The organism is Rhodococcus sp. 2G (genome assembly GCF_001886355.1).
Classification (GTDB): Bacteria; Actinomycetota; Actinomycetes; order Mycobacteriales; family Mycobacteriaceae; genus Rhodococcus; species Rhodococcus pyridinivorans.
This window is the reverse complement of the sequence record NZ_CP018063.1, coordinates 3,538,731-3,555,907: the sequence shown is the minus strand read 5'-3', so window position 1 is coordinate 3,555,907 and position 17,177 is coordinate 3,538,731. Positions and strand designations below refer to the sequence as shown.

General features: G+C 65.3%; 16 protein-coding genes. 6 read left to right on the top strand and 10 right to left on the bottom strand.

The features are described from left to right. The first annotated feature begins 283 nt into the window (after positions 1-283). Complete coding sequence (locus BO226_RS16595; RefSeq protein WP_071935733.1) at positions 284-2,236, top strand: APC family permease; 1,953 nt, start codon at positions 284-286, stop codon at positions 2,234-2,236. Here the strand turns inward: BO226_RS16595 and BO226_RS16590 are convergent. After that, positions 2,157-2,942 carry a MerR family transcriptional regulator gene (locus BO226_RS16590; protein WP_071936494.1) on the bottom strand — a complete coding sequence of 262 codons (786 nt, stop codon included), beginning with the start codon at positions 2,940-2,942 and terminating at the stop codon, positions 2,157-2,159. The two genes, BO226_RS16595 and BO226_RS16590, sit on opposite strands and share 80 nt — an antisense overlap. Positions 2,943-2,996: 54 nt before the next feature. Between BO226_RS16590 and BO226_RS16585 the strand changes: the two genes are divergently transcribed. Beyond that, positions 2,997-3,476, top strand: a complete 480-nt coding sequence (locus BO226_RS16585) for a DUF6194 family protein (protein WP_071935732.1) — start codon at positions 2,997-2,999, stop codon at positions 3,474-3,476. 37 nt (positions 3,477-3,513) lie between these two features. Next, positions 3,514-3,669: a hypothetical protein gene (locus BO226_RS27760; RefSeq protein ID WP_198040568.1), complete on the top strand. Its 156-nt coding sequence runs from the start codon at positions 3,514-3,516 to the stop codon at positions 3,667-3,669. 25 nt (positions 3,670-3,694) lie between these two features. Here the strand turns inward: BO226_RS27760 and BO226_RS16580 are convergent, their stop codons facing one another. Beyond that, entirely contained in the window at positions 3,695-4,567 is an 873-nt protein-coding gene (locus BO226_RS16580) for an alpha/beta fold hydrolase (protein ID WP_071935731.1), read from the bottom strand. Positions 4,568-4,853: 286 nt separating this feature from the next. Continuing rightward, a complete protein-coding gene (locus BO226_RS16575; protein ID WP_071936493.1) occupies positions 4,854-5,336 on the bottom strand; it encodes a winged helix-turn-helix transcriptional regulator in 483 nt (160 codons plus the stop codon). Between the two features lie 89 nt (positions 5,337-5,425). On the opposite strand from BO226_RS16575, the gene BO226_RS16570 reads away from it, so the two are divergent. Continuing rightward, on the top strand, positions 5,426-5,860 hold the full coding sequence (locus BO226_RS16570) for a PaaI family thioesterase (RefSeq protein WP_006553096.1): 435 nt from the start codon (positions 5,426-5,428) through the stop codon (positions 5,858-5,860). A 447-nt stretch (positions 5,861-6,307) separates the two neighbouring features. On the opposite strand, the gene BO226_RS16560 is transcribed toward BO226_RS16570, so the two are convergent. From BO226_RS16560 to BO226_RS16545, 4 genes are read right to left on the bottom strand one after another with little or no spacing between them, the layout of a single operon-like run. Next, positions 6,308-7,105: an enoyl-CoA hydratase gene (locus BO226_RS16560; RefSeq protein ID WP_071935729.1), complete on the bottom strand. Its 798-nt coding sequence runs from the start codon at positions 7,103-7,105 to the stop codon at positions 6,308-6,310. A gap of 40 nt (positions 7,106-7,145) precedes the next feature. Continuing rightward, on the bottom strand, positions 7,146-8,615 hold the full coding sequence (locus BO226_RS16555) for a CotH kinase family protein (RefSeq protein ID WP_083543668.1): 1,470 nt from the start codon (positions 8,613-8,615) through the stop codon (positions 7,146-7,148). Then, positions 8,615-9,292 (bottom strand): DUF4956 domain-containing protein, encoded by a 678-nt coding sequence (locus BO226_RS16550; protein WP_006553093.1) that lies wholly within the window; start codon positions 9,290-9,292, stop codon positions 8,615-8,617. Before BO226_RS16550 ends, BO226_RS16555 begins: the two co-directional genes overlap by 1 nt. 28 nt (positions 9,293-9,320) lie before the next feature. Further along, positions 9,321-10,163 carry a polyphosphate polymerase domain-containing protein gene (locus tag BO226_RS16545; RefSeq protein ID WP_156895235.1) on the bottom strand — a complete coding sequence of 281 codons (843 nt, stop codon included), beginning with the start codon at positions 10,161-10,163 and terminating at the stop codon, positions 9,321-9,323. Between the two features lie 133 nt (positions 10,164-10,296). Between BO226_RS16545 and BO226_RS16540 the strand changes: the two genes are divergently transcribed. Further along, positions 10,297-11,004, top strand: a complete 708-nt coding sequence (locus BO226_RS16540) for a response regulator transcription factor (protein WP_071935727.1) — start codon at positions 10,297-10,299, stop codon at positions 11,002-11,004. After that, on the top strand, positions 11,001-12,431 hold the full coding sequence (locus tag BO226_RS16535) for a sensor histidine kinase (RefSeq protein WP_071935726.1): 1,431 nt from the start codon (positions 11,001-11,003) through the stop codon (positions 12,429-12,431). Before BO226_RS16540 ends, BO226_RS16535 begins: the two co-directional genes overlap by 4 nt. Here the strand turns inward: BO226_RS16535 and BO226_RS16530 are convergent. From BO226_RS16530 to BO226_RS16520, 3 genes are all read right to left on the bottom strand, one after another. After that, positions 12,425-13,789, bottom strand: a complete 1,365-nt coding sequence (locus tag BO226_RS16530; RefSeq protein WP_198040567.1) for an MFS transporter — start codon at positions 13,787-13,789, stop codon at positions 12,425-12,427. The two genes, BO226_RS16535 and BO226_RS16530, sit on opposite strands and share 7 nt — an antisense overlap. A gap of 36 nt (positions 13,790-13,825) precedes the next feature. Further along, positions 13,826-16,186: a cytochrome P450/oxidoreductase gene (locus BO226_RS16525; RefSeq protein WP_071936490.1), complete on the bottom strand. Its 2,361-nt coding sequence runs from the start codon at positions 16,184-16,186 to the stop codon at positions 13,826-13,828. Positions 16,187-16,358: 172 nt separating this feature from the next. Continuing rightward, positions 16,359-17,039: an IclR family transcriptional regulator gene (locus BO226_RS16520; RefSeq protein ID WP_071935725.1), complete on the bottom strand. Its 681-nt coding sequence runs from the start codon at positions 17,037-17,039 to the stop codon at positions 16,359-16,361. Positions 17,040-17,177: the final 138 nt, after the last annotated feature.

The following is a 17,177-nucleotide window of genomic DNA, read 5'->3' as shown; positions in this document are numbered from 1 at the left end:
GTGTGAACCGCGGCATAGACGGGAACCAATGAGTGAACCCCGTCGGCTCAACGAGGGGAGGGGCCGACGGGGTCCGTTCGTGCCGTGTCAAAGGGGAGGAGACACGGCACGCTTTGTTGCGAGGAGCAACAACGACTCCACGCTACCCACGATTCTTTCATCTGCCAACGTTGCCGACGGGTGATCGACGGGGTGAATTTGCCTATCTGCACCCATGGCGAGCGTGGTAATACAAGCGTACCGTTCGCTTCTGCGTGCGCGGGTATGCGCCGGACAGGAGTCGATGGTCGTGGCCGTAACCATCCACAAGGGCCGTGACAACATCACCAAACGGATGTTGCTGGGAAGGCCGCTGCGAAGCGACACGCTCGGCCACACGCTGTTGCCGAAACGGATAGCCCTGCCGGTCTTCGCGTCCGACGCTCTGTCGTCCGTCGCCTATGCGCCGGAGGAGATCTTCCTCGTGTTGTCGGTGGCGGGCCTGTCCGCCTACGCATTCTCCGGGTGGATCGGTCTCGCGGTCGCCGTTGTCCTCGTCGTAGTGGTCGCGAGCTACCGGCAGAACGTGCATGCCTATCCGTCGGGGGGCGGCGACTACGAGGTGGCGACGAAGAACCTCGGTGCGATCGCCGGCCTGACGGTGGGCAGCGCGCTGATCGTCGACTACGTGCTGACGGTCGCCGTGTCGATCTCGTCGGCCGCCCAGAACATCGGGTCGGCGATCCCCTTCGTCGAACACCACAAAGTGCTGTTCGCCATCACCGCGATCACACTCCTCACCGCGGTCAATCTGCGCGGACTCCGCGAAGCCGGAACAGCTTTCGCCATCCCCACCTACGCCTTCATGTTCTGCATCGGGGTGATGGTCGTCTGGGGCTTCGTGCGTCTCGTCGTGTCCGATGCCCCTCTGCGGGCCGAGTCGTCGCACTACGAACTCGCCGCTGAACAATCCCATCTGGCCGGACTGGCCTTCGCGTTCCTTCTCGCGCGCGCGTTCTCGTCGGGATGTGCGGCCCTGACGGGAGTGGAGGCCATCAGCAACGGGGTGCCGGCCTTCCGGAAACCGAAATCGCACAACGCTGCCACCACCCTGCTCCTGCTGGGCGCCATCGCGATCACGCTGCTGATGGGCATCATCGTCCTCGCCGAGCGACTGGGGGTCGTCGTCGCCGCAGATCCCGCGACACAGTTGAGCGGGGCACCGGCCGACTATCACCAGAAGACACTGATCGCGCAGGTCGCCGAGACGGTCTTCACCGGTTTCCCGCTCGGTTTCTACCTCGTCACCGCCGTGACCGCGTTGATCCTCGTCCTCGCCGCGAATACGGCATTCAACGGGTTCCCGGTTCTCGCGTCGGTACTCGCGCAGGACAAACACCTGCCGACCCAGCTGCGCACCCGGGGCGATCGGCTCGCGTTCAGCAACGGCATCGTCTTCCTGGCTCTCGGAGCGATCGTGCTGGTATGGGTGTTCGACGCCGAGGTCACCCATCTCATCCAGCTCTACATCGTCGGAGTGTTCGTCTCCTTCACGTTGAGCCAGACCGGAATGGTTCGTCACTGGACACGGCTGTTGGCCACCGAAACCGACTCGCGTCACCGCCGGAGAATGCAGCGTTCGCGCGTCGTCAACGGTGTGGGTCTGGCGATGACGGGGACCGTCCTGATCATCGTGCTCATCACGAAATTCCTCGCCGGCGCGTGGATCGCGATCCTCGCCATGGTGATCGTCTTCGTGACGATGCGGGCCGTCAACCACCACTACCGACGCGTGGCGGCCGAACTCGACGCCGGCAAATGGGACGGTCTGCTGCCCAGCCGCACGTATTCGATCGTGCTCGTGGCCAAGCTGCACCACCCGACACGTCGCGCGCTCGCGTACGCCTCGGCCACCCACCCCGACACCCTCGAAGCGATCACCGTCGACGTCGACGAGGAGGACACCCGCGCTCTCGTGCGCGAATGGGAAGCCAGCGACATCACGATCCCGTTGAAGGTGCTGGAGTCGCCGTACCGGGAGATCACGCGACCGGTACTCGACTACGTCAGGCGGGTGCGTGGCAACTCGCCGCGCGACGTGGTGACCGTCTTCATCCCCGAATACGTCGTGGGGCACTGGTGGGAGAATCTGCTCCACAATCAGAGCGCGCTGCGACTCAAGAGTCGTCTGCTGTTCCAACCGGGGGTGATGGTGACGAGTGTGCCGTGGCGGTTGCACTCTTCGGATTCGAGTTAGGCGAGCGCGGAGTCCGGTTCTCGATCAGGTTCGCGATGTCTGCACCGGCTCGCAGCAACGTTTCGGACTGCACTGCGATGGTGTGCAGGCGCTCGTGGAGTGCGTCCCTAGCAGTATCGGTGTCATTGTCGGTTCCGATCGCTGCCATCACCGCCCGGACCGCCGGGATGCGGTAGCCACCCGCGCGTAGTGCGGCAACGATCCGCGCATCCCGCGCCGCGGCGGGGGAGTAGCTCCGCGCAGCGTTACGGTCGATCCGTTCGGGCGCGACCAATCCCTCCTTCTCCCAGAACCTCAGGGTGGACGATCGCACTCCGATGGCGTTCGCCAGCTCGGTGATGCTCATGGCGTCGCCGGGTAGTGGAGGCGCGTCGTGGGCGGCCTCGTCGACGATGGTGTCGAGTGCGCGGAGTGCGGTGAGACTCTCGGCGCGTGCCCGCGCGAGCCCACTGTGGAGTTCGACGACACGGGCGAGTGCCTCGTCGTAGGGGAGGACCTGCACATCGTGCATGACACTGCGCGCCTCGACGGGACCCACCGCGACAGCCAGTGCGCGGTACGCGCGCAGGGCCGTGACGTGTTCGGGACCGAATCTGCGATAGCCGTTGGGCATTCGTACGGCGGAAGGAATCACTCCGAGGCGTTCGAGATCGCGCACCTGCTGCACGGAGTATCCGGTGGCTGCGGCCAGGCGCCCCGTCGTCATCGTGTGCTCCACTGCTCGAACCCTCCATAAGCACTTCAAGGTGACACTCGAAGTATGACCATGGAACAGGTCCTCGCGCAGATCAGAAGCTTCAGCGGTGTCCTCGAGCTCGCACCACAGGAAGGGAGTGGGCTCCCCGAGATTTCGTGGGGCGACCATTTCTTCTACTACGCCCCGGACGGCGAGATCCCGCACAATCGGCAGCCCTACGCGACGATCGTGACGAAGAACTATCCGAACGATGGGGATTCACGCCTCGACGAGCCGGGCCGATGGCGCATGAACGTGCATGCGGGGACGCAGCTGTTCACCGAGTTGCTCGGCTACCCACCCCGGTCCGTCGACCCCTCGACGATCGACTTCGCCGAGACCGACGTCTTCATCCCTCATCCGCTCTACGGCTCACTGGGATGGGTCGCGGTCGTCGAACCCGGCGAGCGGACCACACCGCGTCTGCTCGAAGTGCTGCGCGACGCCCACCTGGCCGATCGGCGCCGCGTCGAACGCAGGAACGTGCTGCGCGACACGGAGTGATCGTGCGAAAGAGCTTCTGCTGTCACCCATCCCTGTTGTGAGCACTCTCGAAGAACGACATCACGGTGACGACTCCGATGCCGACGTACCCGCTCTTCGGGATGTAGACGAAGGCGCGGCCACGGCGCGCGGCATCATCGCTCCGCCCACGGGTTCGGCGAGGTCGCGCACCGAGTACCAGGGCTGGGTGTAGCCCATGAACTCGACAATCGGACGGATTACACGCGGCTCGGTTGGAGCACGTCGCGGAGCACGGCGGCGAAAGCTCCGGGATCGCCGGGCATACCCTCTGCGGCCCCCATGAAGCCACCGTGATCGCCGGGGAACAGCGTCGGAGTTGTGCCGAGCCGGTCGGCGAGCGCTGCCGAGGCGCGGCCGCACAGCTGGCGTACCGACTCGCGACCACCTGCGACGACGATGCGCGTGGACGCGTTCGCGAGAGCGTCGAGATCGGGGTGGTAGCCCGTGCACGACATCCAGTTCTGACCCAGCAGCACGTCGTCGCGGGTCCCGTCGTCCTCGCTGGGCAGTCCGAAGTCGGACGGGCTCGGAGCGGGCCGGCCGAGATAGTCGGAGGTCAGCTCACCTTCGTAGCTGACCAGGGCGATGAACTTCGCCATGGCCGGTCCGAGACCGCTGCGCTGATAGGTGTCGCGAATGTCGTCGCGCACCGCTTCGGCCCCGATGCGATCGGGCAACAGTTCCATGATCGGCGGTTCGTGCGCGACCAGCGTGCGCACCTGCTCGGGGTGGCGCGAGACGAGTTCGAGGGCGTTGACCGCGCCGCCGCTGCTGGCGAAGACGTCGACGGGACCGAGATCGAGTTCGACGAGGATCCGGTGCAGGTCGTCGGCGTGCAGAGCGGGAGTGGACTGCATCGACGTGTCGGTGCGCGTACCGCGGCCCGTGCCGCGCGGGTCGTAGGTGATCACCGTCCGGTCGTCGAAGAAGGAGGCGAGGCTCGTGAAGCCGCTCGCGTCCATCGGGGATCCGGCGAGCAGCAGCGGGGTGGCGTCGCCGGGGACGGTGCGGAGGTCGTAGACGAGAGTCGCGCCAGGGACGTCGATCGAGTGGGTGACGAATTCGGGCATGTCGGCTCCTTCTGGGGTCGGTGACCATACCGACTCGCGCCACCCGGAAAACTCATCGCACATACGACCGCGTCCGCACCCATCACGGATGCGGACGCGGTGTGCGCTGGCTCAGTGGGCGATGCCCGGTTTCGCAGGCAGTCCGCCGAGGAGCGCAAGAGATCCGAAGTGCATATGTGTTCCTCCTGTCGTTCGGTTATCCGGACTGCGTCCGCACCGGGACGCTGACCGAGGAGTACCCGCCGCCTCGGTGCGAAACACTGCCGCGGACCGAAAATTCACTTCGTTATGTTTTCGTGCCCTCGGGGAGTTTTCGCGCGGTCGGACCCGGTCGGGTCTGCGACTCGCTCGGCCGCAGCGGACCGTGGCCGTGGGCGCATTGCACGACCGCTTCGACCGAAGCGCCACAGTCGCGGTGTTCGATGAGCAGTGACGGGCCGTCGGGATCTGCACAGTATTTGTCCCCCCACTGGAGCAGGGCGACGAGGATGGGATAGAGATCGCGGCCCTTCTCGGTGAGCCGGTACTCGTTGCGCGTGCGGCGGCCTTCCTCGCGGTAGGGGACGGTGTCGAGGATCCCGGCCTCGACGAGGGTGCGCAGTCGGGCGGACAGCACGGGGTCGGAGATGCCGGTGTGCCGGCGCATCTGCTCGAAACGTCGCACGCCGTTGAACACTTCGCGGAGAACGATCATCGTCCATTTCTCGCCGATGACGTCCATCGTGCGCTGGACCGAGCAGTTGTCGGTGCTGTAGTCGAGCCACTGCATGCCCACAGGGTAGCTGACTTAATCCTTGACAGTCAGCCTAGGCACTGGCTAACTGTGAATATCGAAGTCAGCGTGAACGAGGAGTTGTCATGACCGGAACTACCGAGGCCCGTCCGACCATCGAGGACTACGGCCAGAAGCCGCCGAGCCGATTCGTCGAGGCGAGCGGCTTCGTCGTCGAGGAAGCCACCGGAACGAAGGTCGCCGGATACGTCGACCTGGGCCCCGACCATCACACCCCGTGGGGAGTCGTGCACGGTGGGCTCTATGCGACCATCGTCGAAACTGCCGGCAGCATCGGCGCAAGCGCCGCGGTACTCGAGCGCGGCCAGTTCGCTGTCGGCGTCAACAACTCGACCGACTTCCTGCGTTCGACGACGGGATGCCGCGCGTCGGTCACGGCAGAACCGTTGCAGCAGGGGAGGACTCAGCAACTGTGGCTGGTGATCATCACCGACACTACGACCGGTAAGGTCCTCGCTCGCGGTCAGCTGCGACTGCAGAACGTTCCGTTGCCGGAGTAGTTGTTTGCGCGCGTCGGTGTCGGGAACCGGAGATGGCGCAGCGCGAGAAGGACGAACTCGAGAAGAAGATGTCCGAAAAGTGTGACGAGGAAACAGTTTTCCGGACTCCGGAAGTGGATCCGTCCGAATGGACCGAACCGCGCCCGCACGCAGGGGGTGGTGCGGGCGCGGAGTCGATCGTCCGGCCGTCAGAGAACGATGCCGAGGGCAACGAGCAGTCCACCGAGGGTCAGTGCGAGAGATCCGAGCAGCATAGGAATACCTCCATGTTGTTGTGGATGGGCACGCCCGCGAACGGACGCGGGAAGTGAAAGATCTGCAAGATCAATTCACTTCCGCCCCATACTTCGCGAAGGCCCCAAAGCCTGTTACCTGCCGTCACTAGTTGTTATATTTCCGTGATAAATCTGTCCGATTAGACTGAAACACCCTTTTATCATGGGTGTTTCAGGACTTGGGGTTCACGGCGTTTTGGGACTTTCCACGTTCGATCACTGCCGCCCGCCTCTCGGCGACCCGCGACGGCGAGAACTCCCGCATCCACTCTTCCGAGGTCTGCTGCTCCACCCGTAGGGCCGGTTCGACGACATGCTCCTCGGCCCGGCGGTACGACGCGAGCAACGCCCGCACACCGGATTGGTCGTTGCCGGCGATCGTCCGCGCGACCTCCACGGCCGTGCCGAGCAGTTCGTCATGCGCGACGACCTGCGTCACCAGACCCGCACGCAGCGCCTCCTCGGCACCCACGAAGTTGCCGGACAGGCTCATGCGACGCGCGAAGCCCGGACCCACCGCCGCGGGAAGGCGCTGGGTGAGTCCCCAACCCGGCAGGACGCCGACTCGCGCGTGGGTGTCGGCGAAGCGGGCGCGCTCGGACGCGATGAGGAAGTCGCACGCGAGTGCCATTTCGAGACCACCGGTGATGGCGGCGCCGTTCACCGCGCCGATGATCGGCTTGGAGATGGGCTTCCACGGATGACCGACGGGGAGGTCGGCGCCGGACACCAGCGACAGGTTGCCTCCACCTTCCCCGAGTTCCTGCAGGTCGAGTCCGGCGCAGAAGGCCGGGTCGGTGCCGGTAAGGACCACGACGTTCGTCTCGTCGTCCGCCTCCGCTGCAGCGATCTCGGTGCGCAGGGCATCGATGAGCGCCGAGCTCAGCGCATTCCGCGCCTCCGAGCGGTTGAAGGTGAGAATGCGGACGGAATCGCGCTGCTCGACGAGCAGGATTTCTTCGGAAGTCATGGCCCGACAGTATCCGTAACTTCGGTGGATCCGACCTCGCTCAGCGGGGCTGAATCCACTGAACTTGTGCCTGCGTACGTTCCCCGATCCAGGAGCGCATCGAGTCGACGCTCTCCTGCAGCGCCTCGGCGGTGAGTCCGTCGGAGGTCGGCACCGACGCCGCCACCGCGCCGAGCACCTCGAGTGCCAGACCGTTGCCGTAGATCTGTTCGGACAGCTCCTGATACACCCGGTGGTAGATCTCCGTGAAGGCGTCGGAGTCGAGGAAACGGGTCTTCAAGGTATTGCCGCCGCCTGGTCCGCGACTCTCACCTCCAGGCATTCCAGGTGGCATGGTCTGAGGCATCCCCTCCGGTGGCGTGGCGTCCGCCATGCCCTGCGGGCGACCGCCCGGTCCCATGCCGCCCATCATGGAGATGGAGTCGTCCGGGCCGGCGGAAGTATCACCCTGCATGGCCATGTTCAGATCCCACGAGACCACCGAGAGTTTCTTCGTGTCGAGGTCGTACCAGAGGTAGTAGTTCTGACCGGGTCCGGCCATGTCGTCGAAGTTGACGAGCAGGTTCTGTGTGGCGACGTACCGAGCGAAGGACTCGACGTCGACCCAGTCGGCGAGGTGCGCGTCGAACTCTGCGTCGTCGGCCGAGTCCATCCACTTCAGGAAGCTGATGATGGGTTGCAGCGTCCCGGAGTCGGCGGCATTGATCTCCTCGAACTGGTCGGCGTAGTCCGACTGGTCGTCGCCGACGTACTCGAACCGCGACGACGCATCGGCCTTGTAGAGATAGCCGGGGGAGTCGAGCAGCGAGTTGGCGTACTGCTCATCGGGATGCTCGAGCACCAGTCGCGTCGCGGTGGCGCTGTCGTTGACCGAGTACACCGTGTACGCGTATCGCTGGGTCGGCTGCTCGGTCTCGGCGGTGAGCGACAACGCCATCGCCTCGTTGATCACCGGCGAGCCGGGCCGCACCGACAGTTCTGTCATGCCCTGATACGCGCGACCGTCGACGTACTCGTCGAAACGGATCAGCAAGGGCAACGAGGTCGGATCCTCCGGATCCACCTGAACCGTGCCCTCCATCCCGGGCGGGCCTTGTGCCTGATCGAAACCCTCGCCCTGCAGGCCGCGCAGCGTCGAGTTGCCCTTCAGGCGCACACCCACGTCGTCGATGTGGGTGCCGTCGATGACCACATCGGCGACCACCCACTCCTTGTCGCCGTCCTTCTCGTATGCGGAGATCATGTCGTCGTACTCGGCGTCGCCGATCTCGAGCGACAACTCGTGTGTGGCGGAGGTGTCGAACAGATCGACTGTGCCGGCGACGTTCTCGGTGATCTCCGAGGAGATGATCGTCGGGTCGCCTGTGATGTAGGGCCGCACGCGTGTCGCTCCGAATGCCGTGGCCACGATCGCGACGAACGCGATGAACGCCACCGGCAGTTTCCAGTGCCGCCGCAGCGAGGTCGGTATCCGGTGCCGCAGACGGCGCCGCGGGGTGGGTGCAGTCATCACAGGTCGGTCTGGTCGTATCCGGTCAGGACGCTCACCCGCTGGCCGGCATTGACGGCGCTCAGTGCCGCGATCAGGTCGTTCGAGCTCGTGCCCTTCTTCAGCTGCGCCGTGTAGTACAGCTCCACCAGAGCGCCGGCGCGGACAGATTCGGTGGACACCAACTCGTATTCACTGCAGTGCTTGATGAGAATGTCCTCGACGGTGCTGGTGTAGGCCGGCTCCGGCGGCACCTGCACCTTGACCACCTGACGCTGCACGTCGAGCGTGAACCAGTTGAACTTGTTCATGATCAGCAGTACGAGGCAGATCGCGACGGTCGCTGCGATGGCGAGCACGTAGAAGCGGGTACCGGTGGTCATGCCGATGGCCATCACCAGGAAGATGAACCCGACATCGCGAGTTTCTTTGATGGCGTTGCGGAATCGCACCACCGAGAGCGCGCCGACGAGAGCGAACGCCCGGGCGATGTTCGATCCGACCACCAACATGATGAGCGCGATGACCATGCCGACCAGCACCAGCGTCTGCACGTAGGACTGGCTGTAGGAGACGTTCTTGTGCGTGTAGCGGTAGACCCACGCAATGACGCTCGACAGCACGAACGACAACGCCAGCGACACCACGATGTCGAAGGTCGTGAACGTGCCACTGAGATCTTGGAAATCGAAGTTCATATCCGTCCTTGTTTCGGAGAAGGGAAGGTCAGCGAGCCGGGATCGGTTCGGTGGACAGAAGATCGGCGGGTACCCGCGCGTCGAAGCCGTCCGGCGACACCAGTTCCGGTGCACCGAAACGGGACCTGGGTGCGAGCCCGAACGCTTCGACCGACTGGCAGTACTTCGACACCCGGATCACCGACATGTCCAGCCGGGCCGTCAAATCAGTCGCCCAGTAGGGCACCCGCTCGTTGGCCTTGAGCTCTACGACGGCCAGCTTCGGCGGGATGATGAAGCGGTTCTCTGCGCCGGACGCGAAGTGGAAGTCGCGGTCGCGGCCGTGCACCTTGTGGTCGATCGTCACGCGCAGGCCGAGGTCGGCGTCGCGTCCGACGAACGCCTCGCGCAGATAGCCGGTGGTCACGATCGGTCGCAGATCCAGATTCCCCACGAGACCGGAGACCTCGTCGACGAACGGCCGCTGCGAGTCGTCGCACTCGATGTCCTCGCGTCCGTTCAGCCATCGCAGGGCGACGCCGTACGGGAGGGCAGTGCGACGCTTCTGGGTCACCCGGTTGACGCGCTGCTTGATCTCGACCTGCACGGGAGAGTCGTCGGTGCATGCGGCCGGATCGCCGTACAGCCGCATGCGTACCTTGCGGCGGAACTTCAGGCCTTCGATCTTCTCCCAGTAAAACCGCAGATCCGGGGTGTCGTAGTACAGCGACGTCACCGGATAGCCCCCGTGTGGGGAGTACGGATCGGTGTCCATCCGGGCGGCGAGCTCGCGCCGTAGTTCGGGCACCTTCATCTCGTCGACGAAATACTTGATCTCGTACCGGTTGAACGCGTGCAGTCTGCTCGCGGTCTGTTGATAGCCGTTGTTCACCCCCACAGCACACACTCGTGATCTCGAGGTTCCGTGGAGTTCTCCTGGCAACTTCCTGACAATCGGAAAGCTCACAGGAACCTGCCAGGAAATCTCGAGCGCGGTGCCAGCCCTACCCGCGACAATCGAAGTCGTGACCGACCGGATTCCCGAAGCGCGCGTGCTCGTCGTCGACGACGAGCCGAGCATCGTCGAACTGCTGTCCGTGAGCCTGAAGTTCCAGGGCTTCGAGGTGGAGACCGCGAGCAACGGCGCCGAAGGACTGGACAAGGCGCGACGCTTCCGGCCCGACGCGGTGATCCTCGACGTGATGATGCCCGGGATGGACGGCATGGGCCTGCTGCGCCGCCTGCGCGCCGACGGCATCGACGCGCCCGTGCTGTTCCTGACCGCGAAAGACGCGGTGGAGGACAAGGTCGCGGGCCTGACGCTCGGCGCCGACGACTACGTCACCAAGCCGTTCAGCCTCGAAGAGGTCATCGCCCGGCTGCGCACGATCCTGCGTCGCGCCGGCAAGGTGTCCGAGGCCGAACGCAGTTCCCGCATCACCTTCGCCGACCTCGAACTCGACGAGGACACCCACGAGGTGTTGAAGGCCGGCAAGCCCGTGTCGCTGTCGCCGACCGAGTTCACGCTGCTGCGGTACTTCATGCTCAACGCCGGGACGGTGCTGAGCAAGCCCCGCATCCTCGAGCACGTGTGGAACTACGACTTCGGCGGTGAGGTCGGGGTTGTCGAGTCGTATGTGTCGTATCTGCGACGCAAGGTCGACACCGGCGACGTCCCCCTCATCCACACCGTTCGCGGGGTGGGCTACGTGATGCGGGAACCCCGCACATGAACCGCCTGCGGGCGCTGCCGCTCCGCTGGACGCTGGTGGCCGCCCTGGTGCTCCTGGCCGGCATCGGTCTGCTCGCGTCCGGGGTCGCGGTCACCTCGGCTCTGCAGAACTCTCTGCTGTCGCGCGTCGACCGGGACCTCGAGGAGGCCGCACGGACCTGGGCGCGACCCGACAAGCCGCCACCGACGCCACCGCTGGACGCCCCCACCTCCCGGCGACCACCGAGCCCCTTCTACGTGCAGGTCGTCGACGCCGACGGGCAGGTGCTGTTCGTCGTCAACGACGAGTCGACCGCACCGGATGTGCCTGAGGATCCGACCGGTAGGCCCGTCACCGTCGGATCCGTGGGCGACGACGGTCCGCACTGGCGGGTGATGAGCACCGAGAACGCGTCGGGTGTCGTGACCACCGTCGGGATGAGTCTGGCCGAGGCCGACGAGACGGTGGACAGCCTCGTCGTGCTGCAGACGGTGATCGGTGCGGTCGTGCTGGTCGCACTGGCGGTGGGCGGCGGTGTCGTCGTGCGGATGAGCCTGCGTCCCCTCGACGAGGTCGAGCGCACCGCCGCCGCGATCGCTGAAGGCGACCTCAGCGAGCGGGTGCCCGAGGGCGATCCCCGAACCGAGATCGGGCGGTTGTCGGTGACCTTCAACGCGATGCTCGGCAGGATCGAATCGGCCTTCGCGGCGACCGCGGCATCGGAGGAGTCGGCGCGACGCTCGGAGGAGAAGATGCGTCGCTTCGTCGCCGATGCCAGCCACGAACTCCGAACTCCGCTCACCACCATCCGCGGTTTCGCCGAGTTGTACCGGCAGGGCGCGAGTACCGACACCGGCATGCTCATGGACCGCATCGAACGCGAGGCCCGCCGCATGGGTCTGCTCGTCGAAGACCTGCTGATGCTCGCGCGACTCGACGAACAACGTCCGCTCGACCGTTCCGCGGTGGATCTGCTCGCGGTCGCCGCCGACGCGGTGCACAACGCGCGCGCCGTCGCACCCGAACGGACCGTTACCCTCGACATCATCGACGGCCCAGGCACTCCCGAGGTTCTCGGCGACGACGCCCGTCTGCGTCAGGTGTTGAGCAATCTCGTCACAAACGCCCTGACCCACACCCCACCAGACGCCGATGTCACGGTGCGGGTGGGTACCTCGGACTCCGATGCGATCTTGGAAGTCGCCGACACCGGCCCCGGCCTCGATCCCGACGACCGCGAGCGCGTCTTCGAACGCTTCTACCGCGCCGACGCCTCCCGCACCCGCGCGTCGGGTGGGAGTGGTCTGGGCCTGTCGATCGTCGCTGCGCTGGTCGCGGCGCACGGCGGGAAGGTGGAGGTGGAGTCCGAGAAGGGTGTCGGCTCTACCTTCCGTGTCCGCATCCCCCGCCTACTTCCACGCCACTTCTCGATGAGGCGTGCTCAGTAGAGATCGTCGAGCTTGTCGAGATCGACGCCCTTCGTCTCGCGACTGGTGGCCACGGCGATCACGGTGATCGACATGGTGATCACCAGATAGACGATGACTGCGGTGGCACTGAAGCGGTCGACCAGCCACACCGCGATGAACGGGGCAGGAGCGCCGGCGATGATCGACGAGCCCTGGAACACCAGCGACGAACCGGCGAAGCGGTACTTGGTGGGGAAGAGTTCTGTGATCCATGCGGCTTCCGGGCCGGCGAGCATGCCGTGCAGCAGCGCGCCGACGCACACACCCACACCGAGCGCGGTCATGTTCTCGGTGTGCACCAGGGAGAAGAAGATCGGCGCCCAGATGACGAGCGAGACGGCCGGGACGAGCATGGCGATCTTGCGTCCCACCCGGTCGGACCACCATCCGCCGCCGATCATTCCGAGGAACTGGCAGACCGATGCGAAGGCGACGGTGGTGACGATCGCGCCGCGGGTGTAGTCGAAATAGGTCGTGGCGTACGCGATGACGAAGATCGTGTAGACGTAGAACGCGATGTTCTCGCCCAGGCGCATGCCGAGGCCGTGGAGCAGCGGGCGCGGCTTGCGCAGAGCCTCGATGATGCTGGACGATTCCTTGCGGGCAGCCTTGTTCTCGGCGGACTCGGCCTTCGCCTGCGCGGCCCGGTAGACCGGAGATTCCTCGACACCCCGTCGGATGAGGAACCCGATGACGAGCAACGGCACGGCGAGGAGGAAGGCGACGCGCCAGCCCCAGTCGTCGAAGGCGTCCCCGGGGAAGACGACCGCGAGTATGCCCACCGTGACGGTGGCCAGGACGGTACCGGCCGGAGCTCCGGACTGCGGCCATGCCGCCCAGAATCCCCGGCGCTTGGGTTCGCCGTATTCGCTGACCAGGATCACTGCGGCGCCGAACTCGCCACCGAGGGCGAAGCCCTGGATCATGCGCAGGACGACCAGGGCGACGGTGGCCCAGATGCCGATCTGGCCGTAGGTGGGGAGCAGTCCGATCGCGGCGGTCGCGCCTCCCAGCATGAGGAACGTTGCAACCAGAATGGGTTTGCGTCCGAACTTGTCACCGAGATGGCCGAAGACGATGCCGCCGAGGGGCCGGGCGACGAACCCGAGTCCCTGTGTCGCGAGGGCCATCAACAAGGAGGCGACCGGGTTGCCGCTGGGGAAGAACAGAGGGCCGAGGACGGTCGCGGCGAGGATGCCGTAGATCGCGAAGTCGTACCACTCGAGGACGGCGCCGGCCATGCTGCCGGCCAGAACCCGTTTGAACGGCGTTCTGGTGGTCGGTGTGCCGGAGTCCGGCGGGACGGACGGCGTACCCGACTGCTCGATGGTGGTCATGTCGTGCCTTTCGGATCAGTTTCGAGGGTTGCTGTGTCACAGCTGGAGGGTCAGCTTGTCGCCGCATGCGCGGGAGCAGCAGGTCATCATGGTTTTTCCGGCTGCGCGCTCGGCCTTGGTGAGGACCAGGTCGCGGTGGTCGACCTCGCCGTCGAGGACAGGTACCTCGCATGCGCCGCAGATGCCTTCCTCACAATCGCTCTGGGCGTCGATGTTGGCGGCTCGAAGTGCCTGGAGCACTGTCTGATCGGCAGCGACCGGGACGGTGATGCCGGAATCCTTCAGCACTACCTCGAAGCCGTGCTCCTTGGAGGGATCGAGTTCTTCGAGCGTGGAGGAGAAGTGTTCGACGTGCAGGGTGTCGTCGGGCCAATGTGCGGTGGCCTCGCCGAGTGCGGAGAGCAGACGCTCGGGACCGCACGAGTACACCTGCGTGCCCTCTTCCGGGTCGGCGAAGAGAGCGGGAAGGTCCATGCGGGTGCCTTCGTCGCCGGGATAGAGCCGGACCCGATCGCCGTGGTCGCGTGCGAGACGGTCGAGAAATGCCATCGAGGTGCGTGCGCGGCCGGCGTAAAGGATCTCGTAGTCGACTTCGGCGGCCTTGACCTGATCGGCCATCGCGATCACCGGGGTGATGCCGATGCCACCGGCGACGAAGACATACCGTTTCGCGTCGGGGTCGAGCTTGAAGTGGTTGCGGGGACCCCGCACCCGAAGCGTGTCGCCGACGGACAGTTCGGTGTGGATCCACCGGGACCCACCTCGGCTCTCCTGATCGTGGAGAACGGCCACCTGGAAAGTGTTGCGGTCGTTCGGGTCACCGCACAGTGAGTACTGTCGCGACACTGCACCGCAGTCGACGTCGATATGCGACCCGGCGGACCATTTCGGCAGCGGCCGCCCGCTCGTGTCGCGCAGGGTGATCAGCAGGGTGTCGTCGGCAACGGGTTCGAGTCCGGAGACGGCCATGGTGCGAGCGATCGTGTTCTTCGACGGTTCGCCGATCTTGACCGGCTGCTGAAGGGACAGCAATTCCGGATCGGCTCGTTCGGGGTTGCGCGTCGGATCCCAGCGAACCCACACATGATCGGGTCCGCGGAACGAGGTGTTGGGCAGATAGGTGAATTCCTGATCCGGGACCAGCTCCATGTGTGGCAGGCGCCGGGTCAGTTCTTCGAGGAAGATCTGGATCTCCATGCGTGCGAGGTTTTTTCCCATGCACTGGTGGCTGCCGTACCCGAAGGTGAGATGGTCGCTGGCGTTGTCGCGCCGGATGTCGAAGTCGTCGGCCTGGTCGAAGTGGCGTTCGTCGTGGTTCGCGGACGAGTTGACGATCAGCAGTTTTGCCCCGGCAGGAATGGCGACACCGTTGATCGTGGTGTCCGCGGTGACGAGACGCCGCCACGCCGCTACCGATCCGGAATGACGCAGGCATTCTTCGACCGCGTTGGGGATCAGGCTCGGGTCGGCGCAGATCTCTTCCCACACGTCGCGATGTTCGAGCAACAGCCGCAAGGCATTCGCAGAGGCGTTGGCGGTCGTCTCGTGCGCGGCGACGATGCCGGCCATCATCATCGAGTGCAGGTAGGAGTCGGTGACGACGTCCGGCTGTTCCTGCTGAACGCGGATGCCGAAAGGCATCCAGCCGTGCCCGTTGGGATCCTTCCGCATCTTGTCGAGAACGGTGCCCGCGAACTGCCAGAACTTCCCGACGGCATCGGCTACGGCGACCTGCTGCTCGGGAGCCGGACGTCCCCACGTGTTGACGGTGTGTGCGATCGAGTACTCGCGCAGGGTGTCCATGTCCTCCTCGGGCACACCGAGGAAGTGCAGTGCGACGGTGAGCGGAACCTCCCAGAGCATCTCGTCGACGAGGTCGACGTGACCGGCATCGATGAAACGATCGACGTATTCGCGGGTCAGTCGGCGCACCATCGGCTCGTGGTGGGCGAGCGCGGCGGGAGTGAAGGGCTCCATCAGCGCTCGCCGTCGCGGCATGTGCGCCGGTTCGTCCTCGTTGACGAGAGTGCGGTTCATGGCATAGCCGTATCGGGCCAGAACAGCGTTCGCCTCGTCGGAGGTCGGGGTGATCTTCTCGAGAGCGATCGAAGGCGAGAAGAGTTCGTTGTCGCGGAAGACGGCTTTGACGTCTTCGTAGCGCGTGACCACCCAGTACCCGAGTTCGGGGCTGTAGAAGACGGGCTCTTCGTCACGCGACCAACGCAGAGATGCGGCGGGGTCCACCTGGTACGGCCCGGTGAAGGGATCGAACGATGCGGCGCGCGGGGAGACGGGGCAGCCGGTAGGGGAGGTGAAGGCGGTGTGGTCGATGGGGCAGCGGCTCTCCGCGGCGGGTTGCGGGGTGTCGAGGACGGTGCCGATCGACTGACTCATCATGATGCTCTCCATCTGCGAACTGCGAATTTACTTTTATCGAACATATGTGTTCGTTGAACGCACATTCAGACGGTAACGGTGGTCACACTCGGCGTCAATGCCGGGGTTGGATCTCTGTGCTGAGGGCAAAAAAGGACGCCTCAGCGGGCGTCCTCGAGTGCGGCTGTACTGGTCAGGTATCGAGCAGGCTGTTGATCCGTGCGGCGGTCGCCACAACGGCGGTTGCCGCAGTGTCGGTATCGAGACCTTCGATCGCGACGACGCCGACGCTCGCCTCGAATCCCATGCCCTCATGGTCGACGGGAGAGCGCACGCCGGCTGCCACGCCGACAGCGCCGTGTTCGAGTTCGCCGGTGGTGATGCTGAAGCCGTCCTCGCGTGCGCGTCGGATCGCGTCGGTGTCGGACTCCGATGCGGGGCGACCGGCAAGGATGGCGATACCGGCCGCGCCCTTGGACACGGGATGTCTGGTGCCGACTCGGTAGCCCACTCGGAGGATGCCCGAATCGGGTTCGGCCACCGCGATCACTACGCACTCGTCGCCCTCGAGGGTCGACAGGAAAGCGGTGGCCGATGTCTGCTGAGCCAGGTCTCGCAGGAGCGGTTGCGTCACCTCGCGCAAGCGGGGACGGAAGCGCGAACCGAGTAGTGCGGCCCCCACCGCCAATCTGATCCGGCCGTCGTGCATTCGGGCTACGAGCGAGTGTGCTTCGAGAGTCGCGACGATTCGATAGCCGATGGCTCGCGCGACCTCCAGTTCGGCCGAGAGTTCCGCGATCGAGATGCCCCCGGGTCGCTGCGACACGATGTCCAGCGCGCGTAGACCGCGATCAAGGGTCTGGAGGGTGCTCAACAGTTCTCCTCGGGGCTCTCGCTAGCGATACCGAAGCCTATCCCGGCCATATCTCCGGCTATCGGCATGGCGGTCGGGTTGCGCGGGCCGCGTGGTGTCCTCACCATCCGGCAGGGGGCGCTTGATGTTTCGGAAACT